Here is a 15809-nt window from a genome sequence, read left to right as displayed (position 1 = left end):
AAAGGTAAATTCGAGCGGACCAAGCCGCACGTGAACGTGGGCACGATCGGTCACGTTGACCACGGCAAGACCACGCTGACGGCAGCGATCACGACGGTTCTCACGCAGAAGTTCGGCGGCGAAGCGAAGGCGTACGACCAGATCGACGCAGCGCCGGAAGAAAAGGCGCGCGGTATTACCATCAACACCGCGCACGTCGAGTACGAAACGGCTAACCGCCACTACGCACACGTCGACTGCCCGGGCCACGCCGACTACGTGAAGAACATGATCACGGGCGCCGCGCAGATGGACGGCGCAATCCTGGTGTGTTCGGCTGCTGACGGCCCGATGCCGCAAACGCGTGAGCACATCCTGCTGGCCCGTCAGGTTGGCGTGCCGTACATCATCGTGTTCCTGAACAAGTGCGACATGGTGGACGACGCCGAGCTGCTCGAGCTCGTCGAAATGGAAGTGCGCGAACTGCTGTCGAAGTACGACTTCCCGGGCGACGACACCCCGATCATCAAGGGTTCGGCCAAGCTGGCGCTGGAAGGCGACAAGGGCGAGCTGGGCGAAGTGGCGATCATGAACCTGGCCGACGCGCTGGATTCGTACATCCCGACGCCGGAGCGTGCAGTTGACGGCGCGTTCCTGATGCCGGTGGAAGACGTGTTCTCGATCTCGGGTCGCGGCACGGTGGTGACGGGTCGCGTCGAGCGCGGCATCGTCAAGGTCGGCGAGGAAATCGAAATCGTCGGTATCAAGCCGACGGTGAAGACGACCTGCACGGGCGTGGAAATGTTCCGCAAGCTGCTCGACCAAGGTCAGGCAGGCGACAACGTCGGTATCCTGCTGCGCGGCACGAAGCGTGAAGACGTGGAGCGCGGCCAGGTTCTGGCCAAGCCGGGTTCGATCACGCCGCACACGCACTTCACGGCTGAAGTGTACGTGCTGAGCAAGGACGAAGGCGGCCGTCACACGCCGTTCTTCAACAACTACCGTCCGCAGTTCTACTTCCGTACGACGGACGTGACCGGCTCAATCGAGCTGCCGAAGGACAAGGAAATGGTGATGCCGGGCGACAACGTGTCGATTACGGTCAAGCTGATCGCTCCGATCGCCATGGAAGAAGGCCTGCGCTTCGCAATCCGCGAAGGCGGCCGTACCGTCGGCGCCGGTGTCGTGGCGAAGATTATCGAGTAAGAGCCAGAAATCTTCTCGGTAGTTAGTGGTTTCGGGGTCGGCAATGTCCGTCGACCCCAAATGGTTTAGGGGTATAGCTCAACTGGCAGAGCGTCGGTCTCCAAAACCGAAGGTTGGGGGTTCGATTCCCTCTGCCCCTGCCAAAATTCTCGCGCCAAGTGGCGCTGTTTAAGGTGTTATGGCGAATCCTTCCGTCGAAACTGTAAATACTTCCGGCGACAAGTTGATGTTGGTGGCGGGCGTATTGTTGGTCTTGGCCGGGTTCGTTGGATTCTTCTGGCTCTCGGGCCAAGAATGGTACGTCCGCGGCGCAGCGCTTGCTGTTGGTGTCATCGCGGGTGTCGCAGTCGGTCTGCTCTCTGCGCCGGGCAAGGGTTTCATCGCTTTTGCCAAAGACTCGTACAAGGAAGTCCGCAAGGTTGTCTGGCCGACTCGCAAAGAGGCCACGCAAACGACCCTGGTGGTCTTCGCGTTTGTTCTGATCATGGCCATCTTCCTTTGGCTTAGCGATAAGTCGATCGAATGGGTGATTTTCTCGGCGATTCTGGGTTGGAAATGATATGAGCGATACTCCGACATCCCCGAGTGGAAAGCGTTGGTATGTGGTGCACGCATACTCCGGCATGGAGAAGAGCGTGCAACGTGCGCTTCAGGAGCGCATCGAGCGCGCAGGCATGCAAAATCAATTCGGTCAGATTCTTGTCCCGACCGAAGAAGTTGTTGAAGTAAAGGGCGGCCACAAATCGGTCACCGAGCGTCGTTTCTTCCCGGGTTACGTCCTGGTCGAAATGGAAATGACGGACGAAACGTGGCATCTGGTCAAGAACACGGCCAAAGTAACCGGTTTCGTTGGTGGTGCGCGCAATCGCCCGAGTCCCATCTCGCCACGTGAAGTCGAAAAGATCATGTCGCAGATGCAGGAAGGCGTCGAGAAGCCGCGGCCGAAGACGCTCTTCGAAGTCGGCGAGATGGTCCGCGTGAAGGAAGGTCCGTTCACCGACTTCAATGGCAACGTCGAAGAAGTGAATTACGAAAAGTCCCGAGTGCGTGTTTCTGTCACGATTTTCGGGCGTTCGACGCCGGTCGAACTCGAGTTCGGTCAGGTCGAGAAGCTTTAATCGAATACATCGCGCGTGGCTTTCGGGCCATCGCGCGATTCGCGCTTACGGTCCGCGTCATGGCCGTTGAGGAGCGTCAGTAGTCGGCAACGTCGAACGCGCGCTATCACTCACCGAACGCTCACGCGTTCAGCAGAGGTTTTCAACATGGCAAAGAAAATCATCGGCTTTATCAAGCTGCAGATTCCTGCAGGTAAAGCCAACCCGTCGCCGCCGGTCGGTCCGGCACTGGGCCAGCGTGGCCTGAACATCATGGAGTTCTGCAAGGCGTTCAACGCGCAGACTCAGGGTATGGAGCCGGGTCTGCCGGTGCCGGTCGTCATTACGGCATTCGCGGACAAGAGCTTCACCTTCATCATGAAGACGCCGCCGGCTACCGTTCTGATCAAGAAGGCGGCCGCAGTGCAGAAGGGTTCGAGCAAGCCGCACACCGACAAGGTCGGCAACATCACCCGCGCTCAAGCGGAAGAAATCGCGAAGACCAAGATGCCGGATCTTACGGCAGCTGATCTGGATGCAGCCGTGCGTACGATCGCCGGCAGCGCGCGTTCGATGGGCATCACTGTGGAGGGCGTGTAAATGGCTAAGCTTTCTAAGCGCCTTCAGGCATTTGCGAACAAGGTTGATCGTCAGAAGCTGTACGCGATCGACGACGCGCTGGCTCTCGTGAAGGAATGCGCGAGCGCCAAGTTCGACGAGTCGATCGACGTTGCAGTGCAGCTCGGCATCGACGCGAAGAAGTCGGATCAGGTGGTTCGCGGCTCCGTAGTTCTGCCGGCTGGTACCGGCAAGTCGGTTCGCGTCGCAGTGTTCGCGCAAGGCGACAAGGCTGAACAGGCTCGCGCAGCTGGCGCAGACGTGGTCGGCATGGAAGACCTGGCCGAGCAAGTCAAGGCCGGCAATCTGAATTTCGACGTCGTGATCGCTTCGCCGGACACGATGCGGGTCGTCGGTACGCTGGGTCAGATCCTCGGTCCGCGTGGTCTGATGCCGAACCCGAAGGTCGGTACGGTTACGCCGGACGTCGCTCAAGCGGTCAAGAACGCGAAGGCGGGTCAGGTTCAGTTCCGCGTAGACAAGGCCGGTATCATCCACGGCACGATCGGTCGCGCATCGTTCGAGCCGGCATCGCTGCGTCAGAACCTGTCGGCGCTGATCGAAGCGCTGCAAAAGGCGAAGCCGGCGACCAGCAAGGGCGTGTACCTGCGCAAGATCGCGGTGTCGAGCACGATGGGTGTCGGCGTTCGCGTGGATCAAGCCACGCTGGCGCAACAGTAAGAATTTCGAGCGCGGTCAGATGACCGCGCTTCATATGGGCTTTGGGCGGTTGCAAGATTGCAGTTTCGATTGAGCAACCGGTTGTCAAAGACCGTTGGTGGCGGTGCAGCAGGCAGGCATTGCCTTAATTCAAGCCAACGCAGATGGCGAACCCGAAACAGTTTTGCAGTGGTTGAAGTCGGTTATCGAGCGTCGTGAGACGTCTCACCAATCGATCGAAATACTCCTAACAGTCGGACGCCGTTGTTGAACGTGGTGCATGAGGGTAGTTCGCCCGAGTGCATCGAATCTGGAGGTTTAACCGTGCCACTGAACAAAGAAGATAAGCAGGCAGTCGTCGCTGAAGTCGCCGCGCAAGTCGCGAAGGCTCAGACGATGGTGCTCGCTGAGTATCGTGGGATCACGGTTGGCGATCTGACCAAGCTGCGCGCGAAAGCGCGTGAGCAACAGGTGTATCTGCGCGTGTTGAAGAACACGCTGGCGCGTCGCGCCGTCGAAGGTACGCCGTTCGCTCCGCTGGCTGAGCAGATGACCGGTCCTCTGATCTACGGCATCTCGGAAGATGCCATTGCCGCTGCGAAGGTCGTCAACGACTTCGGCAAGAGCAATGACAAGTTGATCATCAAGGCTGGTTCCTACGAAGGCAACGTGATGGACAAGGCAGGCGTGCAAGCGCTGGCCAACATCCCGAGCCGCGAAGAACTGCTCTCCAAGTTGCTGTTCGTCATGCAGGCACCTGTTTCCGGCTTTGCGCGCGCTCTGGCCGCGCTGGCTGAAAAGAAGCAGGGCGAAGCTGCGTAACGACCGCGCTTGGGCGCTAGTCGCTTAAGTTAGGCAAAGCTAGATCGCTAGCTCGATCCGAATTCAATCTAGGAGTATTTCACATGGCAATCGCAAAAGAAGACATCCTCGAAGCCGTTGGCTCGATGTCGGTGCTGGAACTGAACGAGCTGGTCAAGGCGTTCGAAGAGAAGTTTGGCGTGTCGGCTGCTGCTGTCGCAGTTGCTGGCCCCGCAGGTGCCGGTGGCGCCGCTGCTGCTGCTGAAGAGCAGACGGAGTTCACCGTGAACCTGCTCGAAGCAGGCGCGAACAAGGTTTCCGTCATTAAGGCTGTTCGTGAACTGACGGGTCTCGGCCTGAAGGAAGCGAAGGATCTGGTTGACGGCGCACCGAAGCCCATCAAGGAAGCGGTGCCCAAGGCTGCTGCTGAAGAAGCCAAGAAGAAGCTGGAAGACGCTGGCGCGAAGGCTGAAATCAAGTAAGTTTCATTGCGCTATGCGAAGGCTGGCGGTTTTTCACCGCCGGCCTTTTTGTGCTTTGTGGGGACGCAGTTTGTATGCTGGTCAGCAAGCATAAACGTCTCCACAGAAGCCAAAGATAACGGTCGGGGCGGCAGAATTTTCCGATTGTTCTCTTTGTCTTCTGAAGCGACTGCAGAAGGCAAGTTTGGTCGGGTAGCGGGAAACACAGGCATCCGCTGCCGTCAGCCAGCGGTTGGTAGCGGCCAACCACCAAGCTTCTAGATTCGCGCGTCCTCCCCGGACAGTTGCGCGGGTCTCAGTCGGTGAACACCGGGCTGTGGCATCGAGGTATCCCGCCTCGGTAACGCCCGCCGTGATTCGGAGATCGTATGCAATATTCCTTCACCGAGAAGAAGCGTATTCGCAAGAGTTTCGCGAAGCGCCCCATCGTTCACCAAGTTCCCTTTTTGCTGGCGACCCAGCTTGAATCATTCCAGACGTTTCTGCAAGCGGACACGTCTTCCTCGCAGCGCAAGTCCGAAGGCTTGCAGGCTGCGTTCAGCTCTGTTTTCCCGATCGTCTCGCACAACGGTTTCGCGCGTCTCGAGTTCGTCAGCTACATGCTGTCGCCGCCCGCGTTCAACATCAAGGAATGCCAGCAGCGCGGTCTGACGTACTGCTCGGCGCTGCGCGCGAAAGTGCGCCTGGTTCTGCTCGACAAGGAATCGCCGAGCAAGCCGGTCGTCAAGGAAGTGAAGGAGCAGGAAGTGTACATGGGCGAAATTCCGCTCATGACGCCGACGGGTTCGTTCGTCATCAACGGTACCGAGCGCGTGATCGTGTCGCAGCTCCACCGTTCGCCTGGTGTGTTCTTCGAGCACGACAAGGGCAAGACGCACAGCTCCGGCAAGCTGCTGTTCTCGGCTCGTATCATTCCCTATCGTGGCTCGTGGCTCGACTTCGAATTCGATCCGAAGGACGTGCTGTACTTCCGCGTCGACCGTCGCCGCAAGATGCCGGTCACGATCCTGCTGAAGGCTATCGGCATGTCGCCGGAGCAGATCCTCGCGAACTTCTTCGTGTTCGACAACTTCGCGCTGATGAGCGAAGGCGCGCAAATGGAATTCGTGCCTGAGCGTCTGCGCGGCGAAGTCGCGCGCTTCGACATCCAGGATCGCGATGGCAACGTCATCGTCACGAAGGACAAGCGGATCAACGCGAAGCACATTCGCGACCTCGAAAACGCCAAGACGAAGTTCATCTCGGTGCCGGAGGAATACCTGCTCGGCCGCGTGCTGGCGAAGAACGTGATCGACCCCGAAACGGGCGAAGTGATCGCGAACGCCAACGAAGAAATCACGGAAACGGTTCTCGAGAAGCTGCGCGAAGCGAAGGTCAAGGACATCCAGACGCTCTACACGAACGATCTGGATCAGGGTCCGTACATTTCGTCGACGCTGCGTATCGACGAAACTGCCGATAAGATGGCCGCGCGCATCGCGATCTACCGCATGATGCGCCCCGGCGAGCCGCCGACCGAAGAAGCGGTCGAGGCGCTGTTCAACCGTCTGTTCTACAGCGAAGACGCGTACGACCTGTCGAAGGTCGGCCGCATGAAGTTCAACCGCCGCGTCGGCCGTGACGAAATCATCGGACCGATGACGCTGCAGGACGACGACATCCTCGCGACCATCAAGATCCTCGTCGAGCTGCGTAACGGCAAGGGCGAAGTGGACGATATCGACCACCTCGGCAATCGTCGCGTGCGTTGCGTCGGCGAGCTCGCGGAGAACCAGTTCCGCGCGGGTCTCGTGCGCGTCGAACGGGCTGTGAAGGAACGCCTCGGCCAGGCCGAAAGCGAAAACCTGATGCCGCACGACCTGATCAACTCGAAGCCGATTTCGTCGGCGATTCGCGAGTTCTTCGGTTCGTCGCAGCTCTCGCAGTTCATGGACCAGACCAACCCGCTGTCGGAAATCACGCATAAGCGTCGCGTTTCCGCACTGGGCCCGGGCGGTCTGACGCGCGAGCGCGCGGGCTTCGAAGTCCGCGACGTGCATCCGACGCACTACGGCCGTGTGTGCCCGATCGAAACGCCGGAAGGTCCGAACATCGGTCTGATCAACTCGCTCGCTCTGTACGCGCACCTCAACGAGTACGGCTTCCTCGAAACGCCGTACCGCAAGGTCGTGGACAGCAAGGTGACGGATCAGATCGACTATCTGTCGGCGATCGAAGAAGGCCGCTACGTGATCGCGCAGGCGAATGCCGCCGTGAGCGAAGACGGCACGCTGACCGACGAACTCGTGTCGTCGCGTGAAGCGGGCGAAACGCTGATGGTCACGCCGGACCGCATCCAGTACATGGACGTCGCGCCGTCGCAGATCGTGTCGGTGGCTGCATCGCTGATCCCGTTCCTCGAGCACGACGACGCGAACCGCGCGTTGATGGGTTCGAACATGCAGCGTCAGGCCGTGCCTTGCCTTCGTCCGGAAAAGCCGGTCGTCGGTACGGGCATCGAGCGCACGGTCGCGGTCGACTCGGGCACGACGGTTCAGGCGCTGCGCGGTGGCGTGGTGGATTACGTCGACGCGGGCCGTATCGTGATTCGCGTGAACGACGATGAAGCCGTCGCCGGCGACGTCGGCGTGGACATCTACAACCTGATCAAGTACACGCGTTCGAACCAGAACACGAACATCAACCAGCGTCCGATCGCGAAGGTCGGCGACAAGGTTGCGCGCGGCGACGTGCTGGCTGACGGTGCATCGACGGATTTGGGCGAGCTCGCGCTCGGCCAGAACATGCTGGTCGCGTTCATGCCGTGGAACGGCTACAACTTCGAAGACTCGATTCTGATCTCGGAGAAGGTCGTTGCGGACGATCGCTATACGTCGATCCACATCGAAGAACTGAATGTCGTTGCTCGCGACACGAAGCTCGGACCGGAAGAAATCACGCGCGATATCTCGAACCTCGCGGAAGTGCAGCTTGGCCGTCTCGATGAGTCGGGCATCGTGTACATCGGCGCGGAAGTCGAGGCGGGCGACGTGCTGGTCGGCAAGGTCACGCCGAAGGGCGAAACCCAACTGACGCCGGAAGAAAAGCTGCTGCGCGCGATCTTCGGCGAGAAGGCATCGGACGTGAAGGATACGTCGCTGCGCGTGCCCTCGGGCATGAGCGGTACGGTCATCGACGTGCAAGTGTTCACGCGCGAAGGCATCACGCGTGACAAGCGCGCGCAACAGATCATCGACGACGAACTGAAGCGTTATCGCCTCGATTTGAACGACCAGCTGCGCATCGTGGAAGGCGACGCGTTCTCGCGTCTCGCCCGCATGCTGAACGGCAAGGTCGCGAATGGCGGTCCGAAGAAGCTCGCGAAGGGCACGAAGATCGACCTCGCGTACCTCGAAGATCTCGATCACTACCACTGGTTCGACATCCGCCTCGCGGACGAAGAAGCCGCGGCACAGCTGGAAGCGATCAAGGACTCGATCGAGCAGAAGCGTCACCAGTTCGATCTCGCGTTCGAAGAGAAGCGCAAGAAGCTCACGCAAGGCGACGAACTGCCGCCGGGCGTGCTGAAGATGGTCAAGGTGTATCTCGCCGTGAAGCGTCGCCTGCAGCCTGGCGACAAGATGGCGGGTCGTCACGGTAACAAGGGTGTCGTGTCGAAGATCGTGCCGATCGAAGACATGCCGTACATGGCCGATGGCCGTCCGGCCGACGTCGTGCTGAACCCGCTCGGCGTGCCGTCGCGGATGAACGTGGGTCAGATTCTCGAAGTGCACCTCGGCTGGGCCGCGAAGGGTCTCGGCTGGCGCATCGGCGAGATGATGCAGCGTCAGGCGAAGATCGAAGAAATGCGTCAGTTCCTCACGCAGATCTATAACGAGTCGGGCCGTCAGGAAGAGCTGGACAAGTTCTCCGACGACGAGATCCTCGAACTCGCGAAGAACCTGCGCGAAGGTGTGCCGTTCGCGACGCCGGTGTTCGACGGCGCGACGGAACACGAAATGACGCGTGCGCTCGATCTGGCGTTCCCGGACGACATCGCCACGAATCTCGGCATGACGCCGTCGAAGAACCAGGTCACGCTGTACGACGGCCGCACCGGCGAAGCATTCGAGCGCACGGTCACGGTCGGCTACATGCACTACCTGAAGCTGCACCACTTGGTCGACGACAAGATGCACGCACGTTCGACCGGTCCGTACTCGCTCGTCACGCAGCAGCCGCTGGGTGGTAAGGCGCAGTTCGGTGGTCAGCGCTTCGGTGAGATGGAAGTGTGGGCACTCGAGGCGTATGGCGCGTCGTATGTGCTGCAAGAAATGCTGACGGTCAAGTCGGACGACGTGACGGGCCGGACGAAGGTTTATGAGAACCTCGTCAAGGGCGATCACGTCATCGACGCGGGCATGCCGGAATCCTTCAACGTGTTGGTGAAGGAAATCCGCTCGCTCGGTATTGATATCGATCTGGACCGCAACTAATCGGACTACGGAGAGAAAGCAATGAAAGCTCTGCTCGATCTATTCAAGCAAGTCCAACAAGAAGAAGTTTTTGATGCGATCAAGATCGGCCTCGCGTCGCCCGACAAGATTCGTTCTTGGTCGTTCGGCGAAGTGAAGAAGCCGGAGACCATCAATTACCGCACGTTCAAGCCGGAGCGGGATGGTCTGTTCTGCGCGAAGATTTTTGGTCCGATCAAGGACTACGAATGCCTGTGCGGCAAGTACAAGCGCCTGAAGCATCGCGGCGTGATCTGCGAGAAGTGCGGCGTCGAAGTGACGCTGGCCAAGGTGCGCCGCGAACGGATGGGCCACATCGAACTGGCCTCGCCGGTCGCGCACATCTGGTTCCTGAAGTCGCTGCCGTCGCGTCTGGGCATGGTGCTCGACATGACGCTGCGCGACATCGAGCGCGTGCTGTACTTCGAAGCATACGTGGTGATCGATCCGGGCATGACGCCGCTGAAAGCGCGGCAGATCATGACCGAAGAGGATTACTACAACAAGGTCGAAGAGTACGGTGACGAATTCCGCGCCGAAATGGGCGCGGAAGGCGTGCGCGAACTGCTGCGCGCGATCAACATCGACGAACAGGTCGAGACGCTGCGCACGGAACTGAAGAACACCGGTTCCGAAGCGAAGATCAAGAAGTACGCGAAGCGCCTGAAAGTGCTCGAGGCTTTCCAGCGTTCGGGCATCAAGCCTGACTGGATGGTGCTCGACGTGCTGCCGGTGCTGCCGCCGGAACTGCGTCCGCTCGTGCCGCTGGACGGCGGCCGTTTCGCGACGTCGGACCTGAACGACCTGTATCGCCGCGTCATCAACCGTAACAACCGGTTGAAGCGTCTGCTCGAACTGAAGGCGCCTGAAATCATCGTCCGCAACGAAAAGCGGATGCTGCAGGAAGCCGTCGATTCGCTGCTCGACAACGGCCGTCGCGGCAAGGCGATGACCGGCGCGAACAAGCGTCCGCTGAAGTCGCTCGCTGACATGATCAAGGGTAAGGGCGGTCGTTTCCGTCAGAACCTGCTCGGTAAGCGTGTGGACTATTCGGGCCGTTCGGTGATCGTGGTCGGCCCGACGCTCAAGCTGCATCAGTGCGGTCTGCCGAAGCTGATGGCGCTCGAACTGTTCAAGCCGTTCATCTTCAACAAGCTGGAAGTGATGGGCGTCGCGACGACCATCAAGGCCGCGAAGAAGGAAGTCGAGAACCAGACGCCGGTCGTGTGGGACATTCTCGAAGAAGTCATTCGCGAGCATCCGGTGATGCTGAACCGCGCGCCTACTCTTCACCGTCTCGGCATTCAGGCTTTCGAGCCGGTGCTGATCGAAGGTAAGGCGATCCAGCTGCATCCGCTCGTTTGCGCGGCGTTCAACGCCGACTTCGACGGCGACCAGATGGCCGTGCACGTTCCGCTGTCGCTCGAAGCGCAGATGGAAGCGCGCACGCTGATGCTGGCGTCGAACAACGTCCTGTTCCCGGCCAACGGCGATCCGTCGATCGTGCCGTCGCAGGATATCGTGCTGGGCCTGTACTACGCGTCGCGCGAAGCGATCAACGGCAAGGGCGAAGGCATGACGTTCACGGGCGTGTCGGAAGTGATCCGCGCGTACGAGAACAAGGAAGTCGAACTGGCATCGCGCGTCAACGTGCGTATCACCGAAATGGTGGCGAACGAAGACCAGAGTGAAGGTGCGCCGAAGTTCGTGCCGAAGATCTCGCTGTACGCGACGACCGTCGGCCGTTCGATCCTGTCGGAGATTCTGCCGCCGGGCCTGCCGTTCACGGTGCTGAACAAGCCGCTGAAGAAGAAGCAGATTTCGCAGCTGATCAACACGGCGTTCCGCAAGTGCGGTCTGCGCGAAACGGTGATCTTCGCCGACCAGCTGATGCAAATGGGCTTCCGTCTCGCAACGCGCGCCGGTATCTCGATTTGCGTCGACGACATGCTCGTGCCGCCGCAGAAGGAAACCATCGTCGGCGACGCCGCGAAGAAGGTGAAGGAATACGACCGTCAGTACATGTCGGGTCTCGTCACCGCGCAGGAACGCTACAACAACGTGGTCGACATCTGGTCGGCAACGTCGGAAGCGGTCGGCAAGGCGATGATGGAGCAGCTCGCAACGGAGCCGGTGGTCGATCGCGACGGCAACGAAACGAAGCAGGAGTCGTTCAACTCCATCTACATGATGGCCGACTCGGGCGCGCGTGGTTCCGCGGTGCAGATTCGTCAGCTCGCCGGTATGCGCGGCCTGATGGCGAAGCCGGACGGCTCGATCATCGAGACGCCGATTACCGCGAACTTCCGCGAAGGCCTGAACGTGTTGCAGTACTTCATCTCGACGCACGGCGCTCGTAAGGGTCTGGCGGACACGGCGTTGAAGACCGCGAACTCGGGTTACCTGACGCGTCGTCTCGTCGACGTGACGCAGGATCTGGTCGTCGTCGAAGACGATTGCGGCACGTCGAACGGCGTGGCGATGAAGGCGTTGGTCGAAGGCGGTGAAGTCGTCGAAGCGCTGCGTGACCGTATTCTCGGTCGCGTCGCGGTGGCGGACGTCGTCAATCCGGAAACGCAGGAAACGATCTACGCTTCGGGCGATCTGCTCGACGAAGATGCGGTGGAGGAAATCGAGCGCCTCGGCATCGACGAAGTGCGCGTGCGCACGCCGCTCACCTGCGAGACGCGTTATGGCCTGTGCGCCGCATGCTACGGCCGCGACCTGGGCCGCGGTTCGCGCGTGAACGTCGGTGAGGCAGTCGGTGTGATCGCTGCTCAGTCGATCGGCGAGCCGGGCACGCAGCTGACGATGCGTACGTTCCACATCGGTGGTGCGGCATCGCGTGCGGCGGTGGCTTCGACGGTGGAAGCGAAGAGCAACGGTACGCTGCGCTTCACGGCCACGATGCGTTACGTCACCAACGCGAAGGGCGAGCAGGTCGTCATTTCGCGTTCCGGCGAGGCGATCATCGCGGACGACTTCGGTCGCGAGCGTGAGCGTCACAAGATTCCGTACGGCGCAACGCTGCTGCAACTCGACGGCGCTGCGATCAAGGCCGGTACGCAACTGGCTCAATGGGATCCGCTGACGCGTCCGATCATCACCGAGTGGGGCGGTACGGTGAAGTTCGAGAACGTCGAGGAAGGCGTGACGGTCGCGAAGCAGATCGACGACGTGACCGGTCTTTCGACCCTGGTCGTGATCGACGCGAAGCGCCGTGGCTCGCAGGCTGGCAAGAGCGTGCGTCCGCAGGTGAAGCTGCTCGACGCGAACGGCGAGGAAGTGAAGATCCCGAACACCGAGCATTCGGTGCAGATCGGCTTCCAGGTCGGCGCACTGATCACCGTGAAGGATGGTCAGCAGGTGCAGGTCGGTGAAGTGCTGGCGCGTATCCCGGTTGAAGCGCAGAAGACGCGTGACATTACCGGTGGTCTGCCGCGCGTGGCCGAGCTGTTCGAAGCGCGCTCGCCGAAGGACGCCGGCATTCTGGCGGAAGTCACGGGCACGACGTCGTTCGGCAAGGACACGAAGGGCAAGCAGCGTCTCGTCATCACGGACCTCGAGGGCAATCAGCACGAGTTCCTGATCGCGAAGGAAAAGCAGGTGCTGGTGCACGACGGTCAGGTCGTCAACAAGGGCGAAATGATCGTCGACGGTCCTGCCGATCCGCACGACATCCTGCGTCTGCAGGGTATCGAGGCGTTGTCGCGCTACATCGTGGACGAAGTGCAGGACGTGTACCGTCTGCAGGGCGTGAAGATCAACGACAAGCACATCGAAGTGATCGTGCGTCAGATGCTGCGCCGCGTGCAGATCGTCGACAACGGCGATACGCGTTTCATTCCTGGCGAACAAGTCGAGCGTTCGGACATGCTCGACGAGAACGACAAGATGATCGCGGAAGACAAGCGTCCGGCGACGTACGACAACGTGCTGCTCGGTATCACGAAGGCATCGCTGTCGACCGATTCGTTCATCTCGGCGGCGTCGTTCCAGGAAACGACCCGCGTGCTGACCGAAGCGGCGATCATGGGCAAGCGCGACGATCTGCGTGGCCTGAAGGAAAACGTGATCGTCGGCCGTCTGATTCCGGCCGGTACGGGTCTCGCGTTCCACAAGGCGCGCAAGGCGAAGGAATCGTCGGATCGCGAGCGTTTCGACCAAATCGCGGCCGAAGAGGCTTTCGACTTCGGTACGCCGGAAACGCCGGCGGCGGAGCAGCAGCCGCACACCAACGAGTAAGCGTCTCTCGCTAGTAGCATCGATGAACCGCTCAGCTTCGGCTGGGCGGTTTTTTTTCGTCTGCACGTTTCGCTGCCGGCATCGTCCGAATGGCTAACGCCGGTTTCACGCGCTAATGCGTTGGTAGAATTCGTTATCTCCCACGTCGCAGTGCGCGCTTTTCCACATGTCCCGGTCGCTCGAAATACTCAACGAAATCTTCGGCTATCCCGCATTTCGCGGACAACAGGCGGAGATCGTCGAGCATGTCGCGAACGGCGGCGATTCCCTCGTGCTGATGCCCACCGGCGGCGGCAAGTCGCTGTGCTATCAGATACCGTCGCTGGTACGGCGCGAGGCGGGTTTCGGGGCGGGCATCGTCGTGTCGCCTCTCATCGCGTTGATGCAGGATCAGGTCGCCGCGCTGACCGAGGTGGGCGTGCGCGCCGCGTATCTCAATTCCACGTTGTCCGGCGCCGAAGCAGCCGCGACCGAGCGCGCCCTGCGCAACGGCGAGATCGACTTGCTGTATGTCGCGCCTGAACGCCTGATGACACCGCGTTTTCTCGATCTCCTCGACAGCGCGCCGGTCGGTCTTTTCGCGATCGACGAGGCACATTGCGTTTCGCAATGGGGGCACGATTTCCGCCCTGAATACATTCAGCTTTCCGTGCTGCACGAGCGGTTTCCCGATGTGCCGCGCATCGCGCTCACCGCGACCGCCGATGCGATCACGCGCGACGAAATCGTGCATCGCCTCGCGCTCGACGACGCGCGCATCTTCGTTTCGAGCTTCGATCGGCCGAACATTCGTTATCGGATCGTCGAGAAGGACAATGCGCGCTCGCAGCTGCTCGATTTCATCCGCGCGGAGCATACGAACAAGGACGGCACCACCGATGCGGGCGTCGTCTATTGTCTGTCGCGCCGCAAAGTCGAGGAAACCGCAGACTGGCTGAAGGGCCAGGGCATCCGCGCGTTGCCGTATCACGCGGGCATGGAGTTCGAGACGCGCCAGAAGCATCAGGAGATGTTCCAGCGCGAGGAAGGCATCGTCATGTGCGCGACCATCGCGTTCGGCATGGGCATCGACAAGCCGGACGTGCGCTTCGTCGCGCATCTGGACTTGCCGAAGAGCGTCGAGGGCTACTACCAGGAAACCGGACGCGCGGGCCGCGACGGCTTGCCGGCGAACGCGTGGATGGCTTACGGATTGGGCGACGTCGTGCAGCAGCGGAAGATGATCGACGAATCCGACGCCGACGACGCCCACAAGCGGGTGCAGACCGGCAAGCTCGATGCACTGCTTGGACTTTGCGAGGCGGCCACGTGCCGCCGCGTGCGTTTGCTCGCGTACTTCGGCGAGACGAGCACGCCGTGCGGCAATTGCGATACGTGCATCGAGCCGCCCGCGTCCTTCGATGCCACTCGCGAGGCGCAGATGGCGCTGTCGTGCGTGTATCGCGCACAGCGGGCGAGCGGATTCCATTTCGGTGCCGGGCACCTGATCGACATTCTGCGCGGCACGCGCAGCGAAAAGGTCCTGCAACGCGGCCACGAGAAAATTTCGACGTTTGGCGTCGGCGCGGCGCTGTCCGAGCCCGAGTGGCGCGCAGTGTTCCGGCAATTGGTGGCGTTCGGCTATCTCGCAGTCGATCACGACGGCTTCGGCGCGCTCGTTCTGACGGATGCCAGCAAGCCAGTACTCAAGGGCGAAGAGCGCGTCACGCTGCGCAAATACGTGAAGCCGACGCGCGCGCGGCAGTCGTCGAGCCGCACGGGCGAACGCGCGGATCCGACCGCAGGCATGTCACCGCGCGAGAAGTCGCGCTGGGAGCGCTTGCGGACCTGGCGCGCGGAAACCGCAAAGAGCGACGGCGTGCCCGCCTACGTCATCTTCCACGACGCGACGCTCGCCGAAATCGCGCGCAGCGACCCCGATACGATCGACGACTTGCGCCATATTCCCGGCATCGGCGTGCGCAAACTGGAGCGTTTCGGCGACGAACTGCTCGACGTCGTCGGTTCGGATTGAGATTCGTCGCTCGAAAATCCATCGAAATCGTCGCAACGTATTGACCCGATTGCGATTTTCAGAATATCATGCTTGGTTCTCGTCATTGGTCCGTCTTCGGATCTGGCCTAGTGCCGGATGCGAAGCGCGGGAATCGTCGGCGAGATCGCTAAACACGCAATTCTTTTCGCTTTGCCCGATCGAATTGCGTGGATTTTGTTCATTTTTAGGATTA

Annotated in this window: 10 protein-coding genes and 1 tRNA gene; all 11 read left to right on the top strand. The window is 60.7% G+C overall.

What is annotated here, in order from left to right; all coding sequences use genetic code 11:
- On the top strand, positions 1-1185 hold a 1185-nt coding region (gene tuf, locus NCS67_RS12000; protein ID WP_250435275.1), incomplete at its 5' end, for an elongation factor Tu.
- Between the two features lie 67 nt (positions 1186-1252).
- Positions 1253-1328, top strand: a tRNA-Trp gene (locus tag NCS67_RS11995).
- 35 nt (positions 1329-1363) lie between these two features.
- Positions 1364-1744, top strand: coding sequence for a preprotein translocase subunit SecE (secE, locus tag NCS67_RS11990; RefSeq protein ID WP_008343790.1), 381 nt, complete (start codon positions 1364-1366; stop codon positions 1742-1744).
- A gap of 1 nt (position 1745) precedes the next feature.
- A complete protein-coding gene (gene nusG, locus NCS67_RS11985; RefSeq protein ID WP_008343792.1) occupies positions 1746-2303 on the top strand; it encodes a transcription termination/antitermination protein NusG in 558 nt (185 codons plus the stop codon).
- A gap of 147 nt (positions 2304-2450) precedes the next feature.
- The gene (gene rplK, locus NCS67_RS11980) at positions 2451-2882 is read left to right on the top strand and encodes a 50S ribosomal protein L11 (RefSeq protein WP_008343796.1); all 432 of its coding nucleotides are present in this window, start codon (positions 2451-2453) and stop codon (positions 2880-2882) included.
- Positions 2883-3581: a 50S ribosomal protein L1 gene (gene rplA, locus NCS67_RS11975; RefSeq protein ID WP_008343797.1), complete on the top strand. Its 699-nt coding sequence runs from the start codon at positions 2883-2885 to the stop codon at positions 3579-3581.
- Positions 3582-3884: 303 nt separating this feature from the next.
- A complete protein-coding gene (gene rplJ, locus NCS67_RS11970; RefSeq protein ID WP_034473109.1) occupies positions 3885-4382 on the top strand; it encodes a 50S ribosomal protein L10 in 498 nt (165 codons plus the stop codon).
- Positions 4383-4465: 83 nt separating this feature from the next.
- The gene (rplL, locus tag NCS67_RS11965) at positions 4466-4843 is read left to right on the top strand and encodes a 50S ribosomal protein L7/L12 (protein WP_008343803.1); all 378 of its coding nucleotides are present in this window, start codon (positions 4466-4468) and stop codon (positions 4841-4843) included.
- A gap of 368 nt (positions 4844-5211) precedes the next feature.
- Positions 5212-9318: a DNA-directed RNA polymerase subunit beta gene (gene rpoB / locus NCS67_RS11960; protein WP_008343804.1), complete on the top strand. Its 4107-nt coding sequence runs from the start codon at positions 5212-5214 to the stop codon at positions 9316-9318.
- A gap of 21 nt (positions 9319-9339) precedes the next feature.
- On the top strand, positions 9340-13581 hold the full coding sequence (rpoC, locus tag NCS67_RS11955) for a DNA-directed RNA polymerase subunit beta' (RefSeq protein WP_008343805.1): 4242 nt from the start codon (positions 9340-9342) through the stop codon (positions 13579-13581).
- 166 nt (positions 13582-13747) lie between these two features.
- Positions 13748-15595 carry a DNA helicase RecQ gene (gene recQ / locus NCS67_RS11950; protein WP_008343806.1) on the top strand — a complete coding sequence of 616 codons (1848 nt, stop codon included), beginning with the start codon at positions 13748-13750 and terminating at the stop codon, positions 15593-15595.
- The last annotated feature ends 214 nt before the right edge of the window (positions 15596-15809 follow it).

It is taken from the genome of Caballeronia sp. ATUFL_F2_KS9A (assembly GCF_023630765.1).
In the GTDB taxonomy this organism is placed as follows: domain Bacteria; phylum Pseudomonadota; class Gammaproteobacteria; order Burkholderiales; family Burkholderiaceae; genus Caballeronia; species Caballeronia zhejiangensis.
This window is presented reverse-complemented; position numbering and strand designations above follow the sequence as displayed.

What these genes read in the sequence shown, in the direction of transcription:
- secE (WP_008343790.1), top strand. Translation starts at nt 1,364, where the DNA reads ATGGCGAATCCTTCCGTCGAAACTGTAAATACTTCCGGCGACAAGTTG.
- nusG (WP_008343792.1), top strand. Translation starts at nt 1,746, where the DNA reads ATGAGCGATACTCCGACATCCCCGAGTGGAAAGCGTTGGTATGTGGTG.
- rplK (WP_008343796.1), top strand. Translation starts at nt 2,451, where the DNA reads ATGGCAAAGAAAATCATCGGCTTTATCAAGCTGCAGATTCCTGCAGGT.
- rplA (WP_008343797.1), top strand. Translation starts at nt 2,883, where the DNA reads ATGGCTAAGCTTTCTAAGCGCCTTCAGGCATTTGCGAACAAGGTTGAT.
- rplL (WP_008343803.1), top strand. Translation starts at nt 4,466, where the DNA reads ATGGCAATCGCAAAAGAAGACATCCTCGAAGCCGTTGGCTCGATGTCG.
- rpoB (WP_008343804.1), top strand. Translation starts at nt 5,212, where the DNA reads ATGCAATATTCCTTCACCGAGAAGAAGCGTATTCGCAAGAGTTTCGCG.
- rpoC (WP_008343805.1), top strand. Translation starts at nt 9,340, where the DNA reads ATGAAAGCTCTGCTCGATCTATTCAAGCAAGTCCAACAAGAAGAAGTT.
- recQ (WP_008343806.1), top strand. Translation starts at nt 13,748, where the DNA reads ATGTCCCGGTCGCTCGAAATACTCAACGAAATCTTCGGCTATCCCGCA.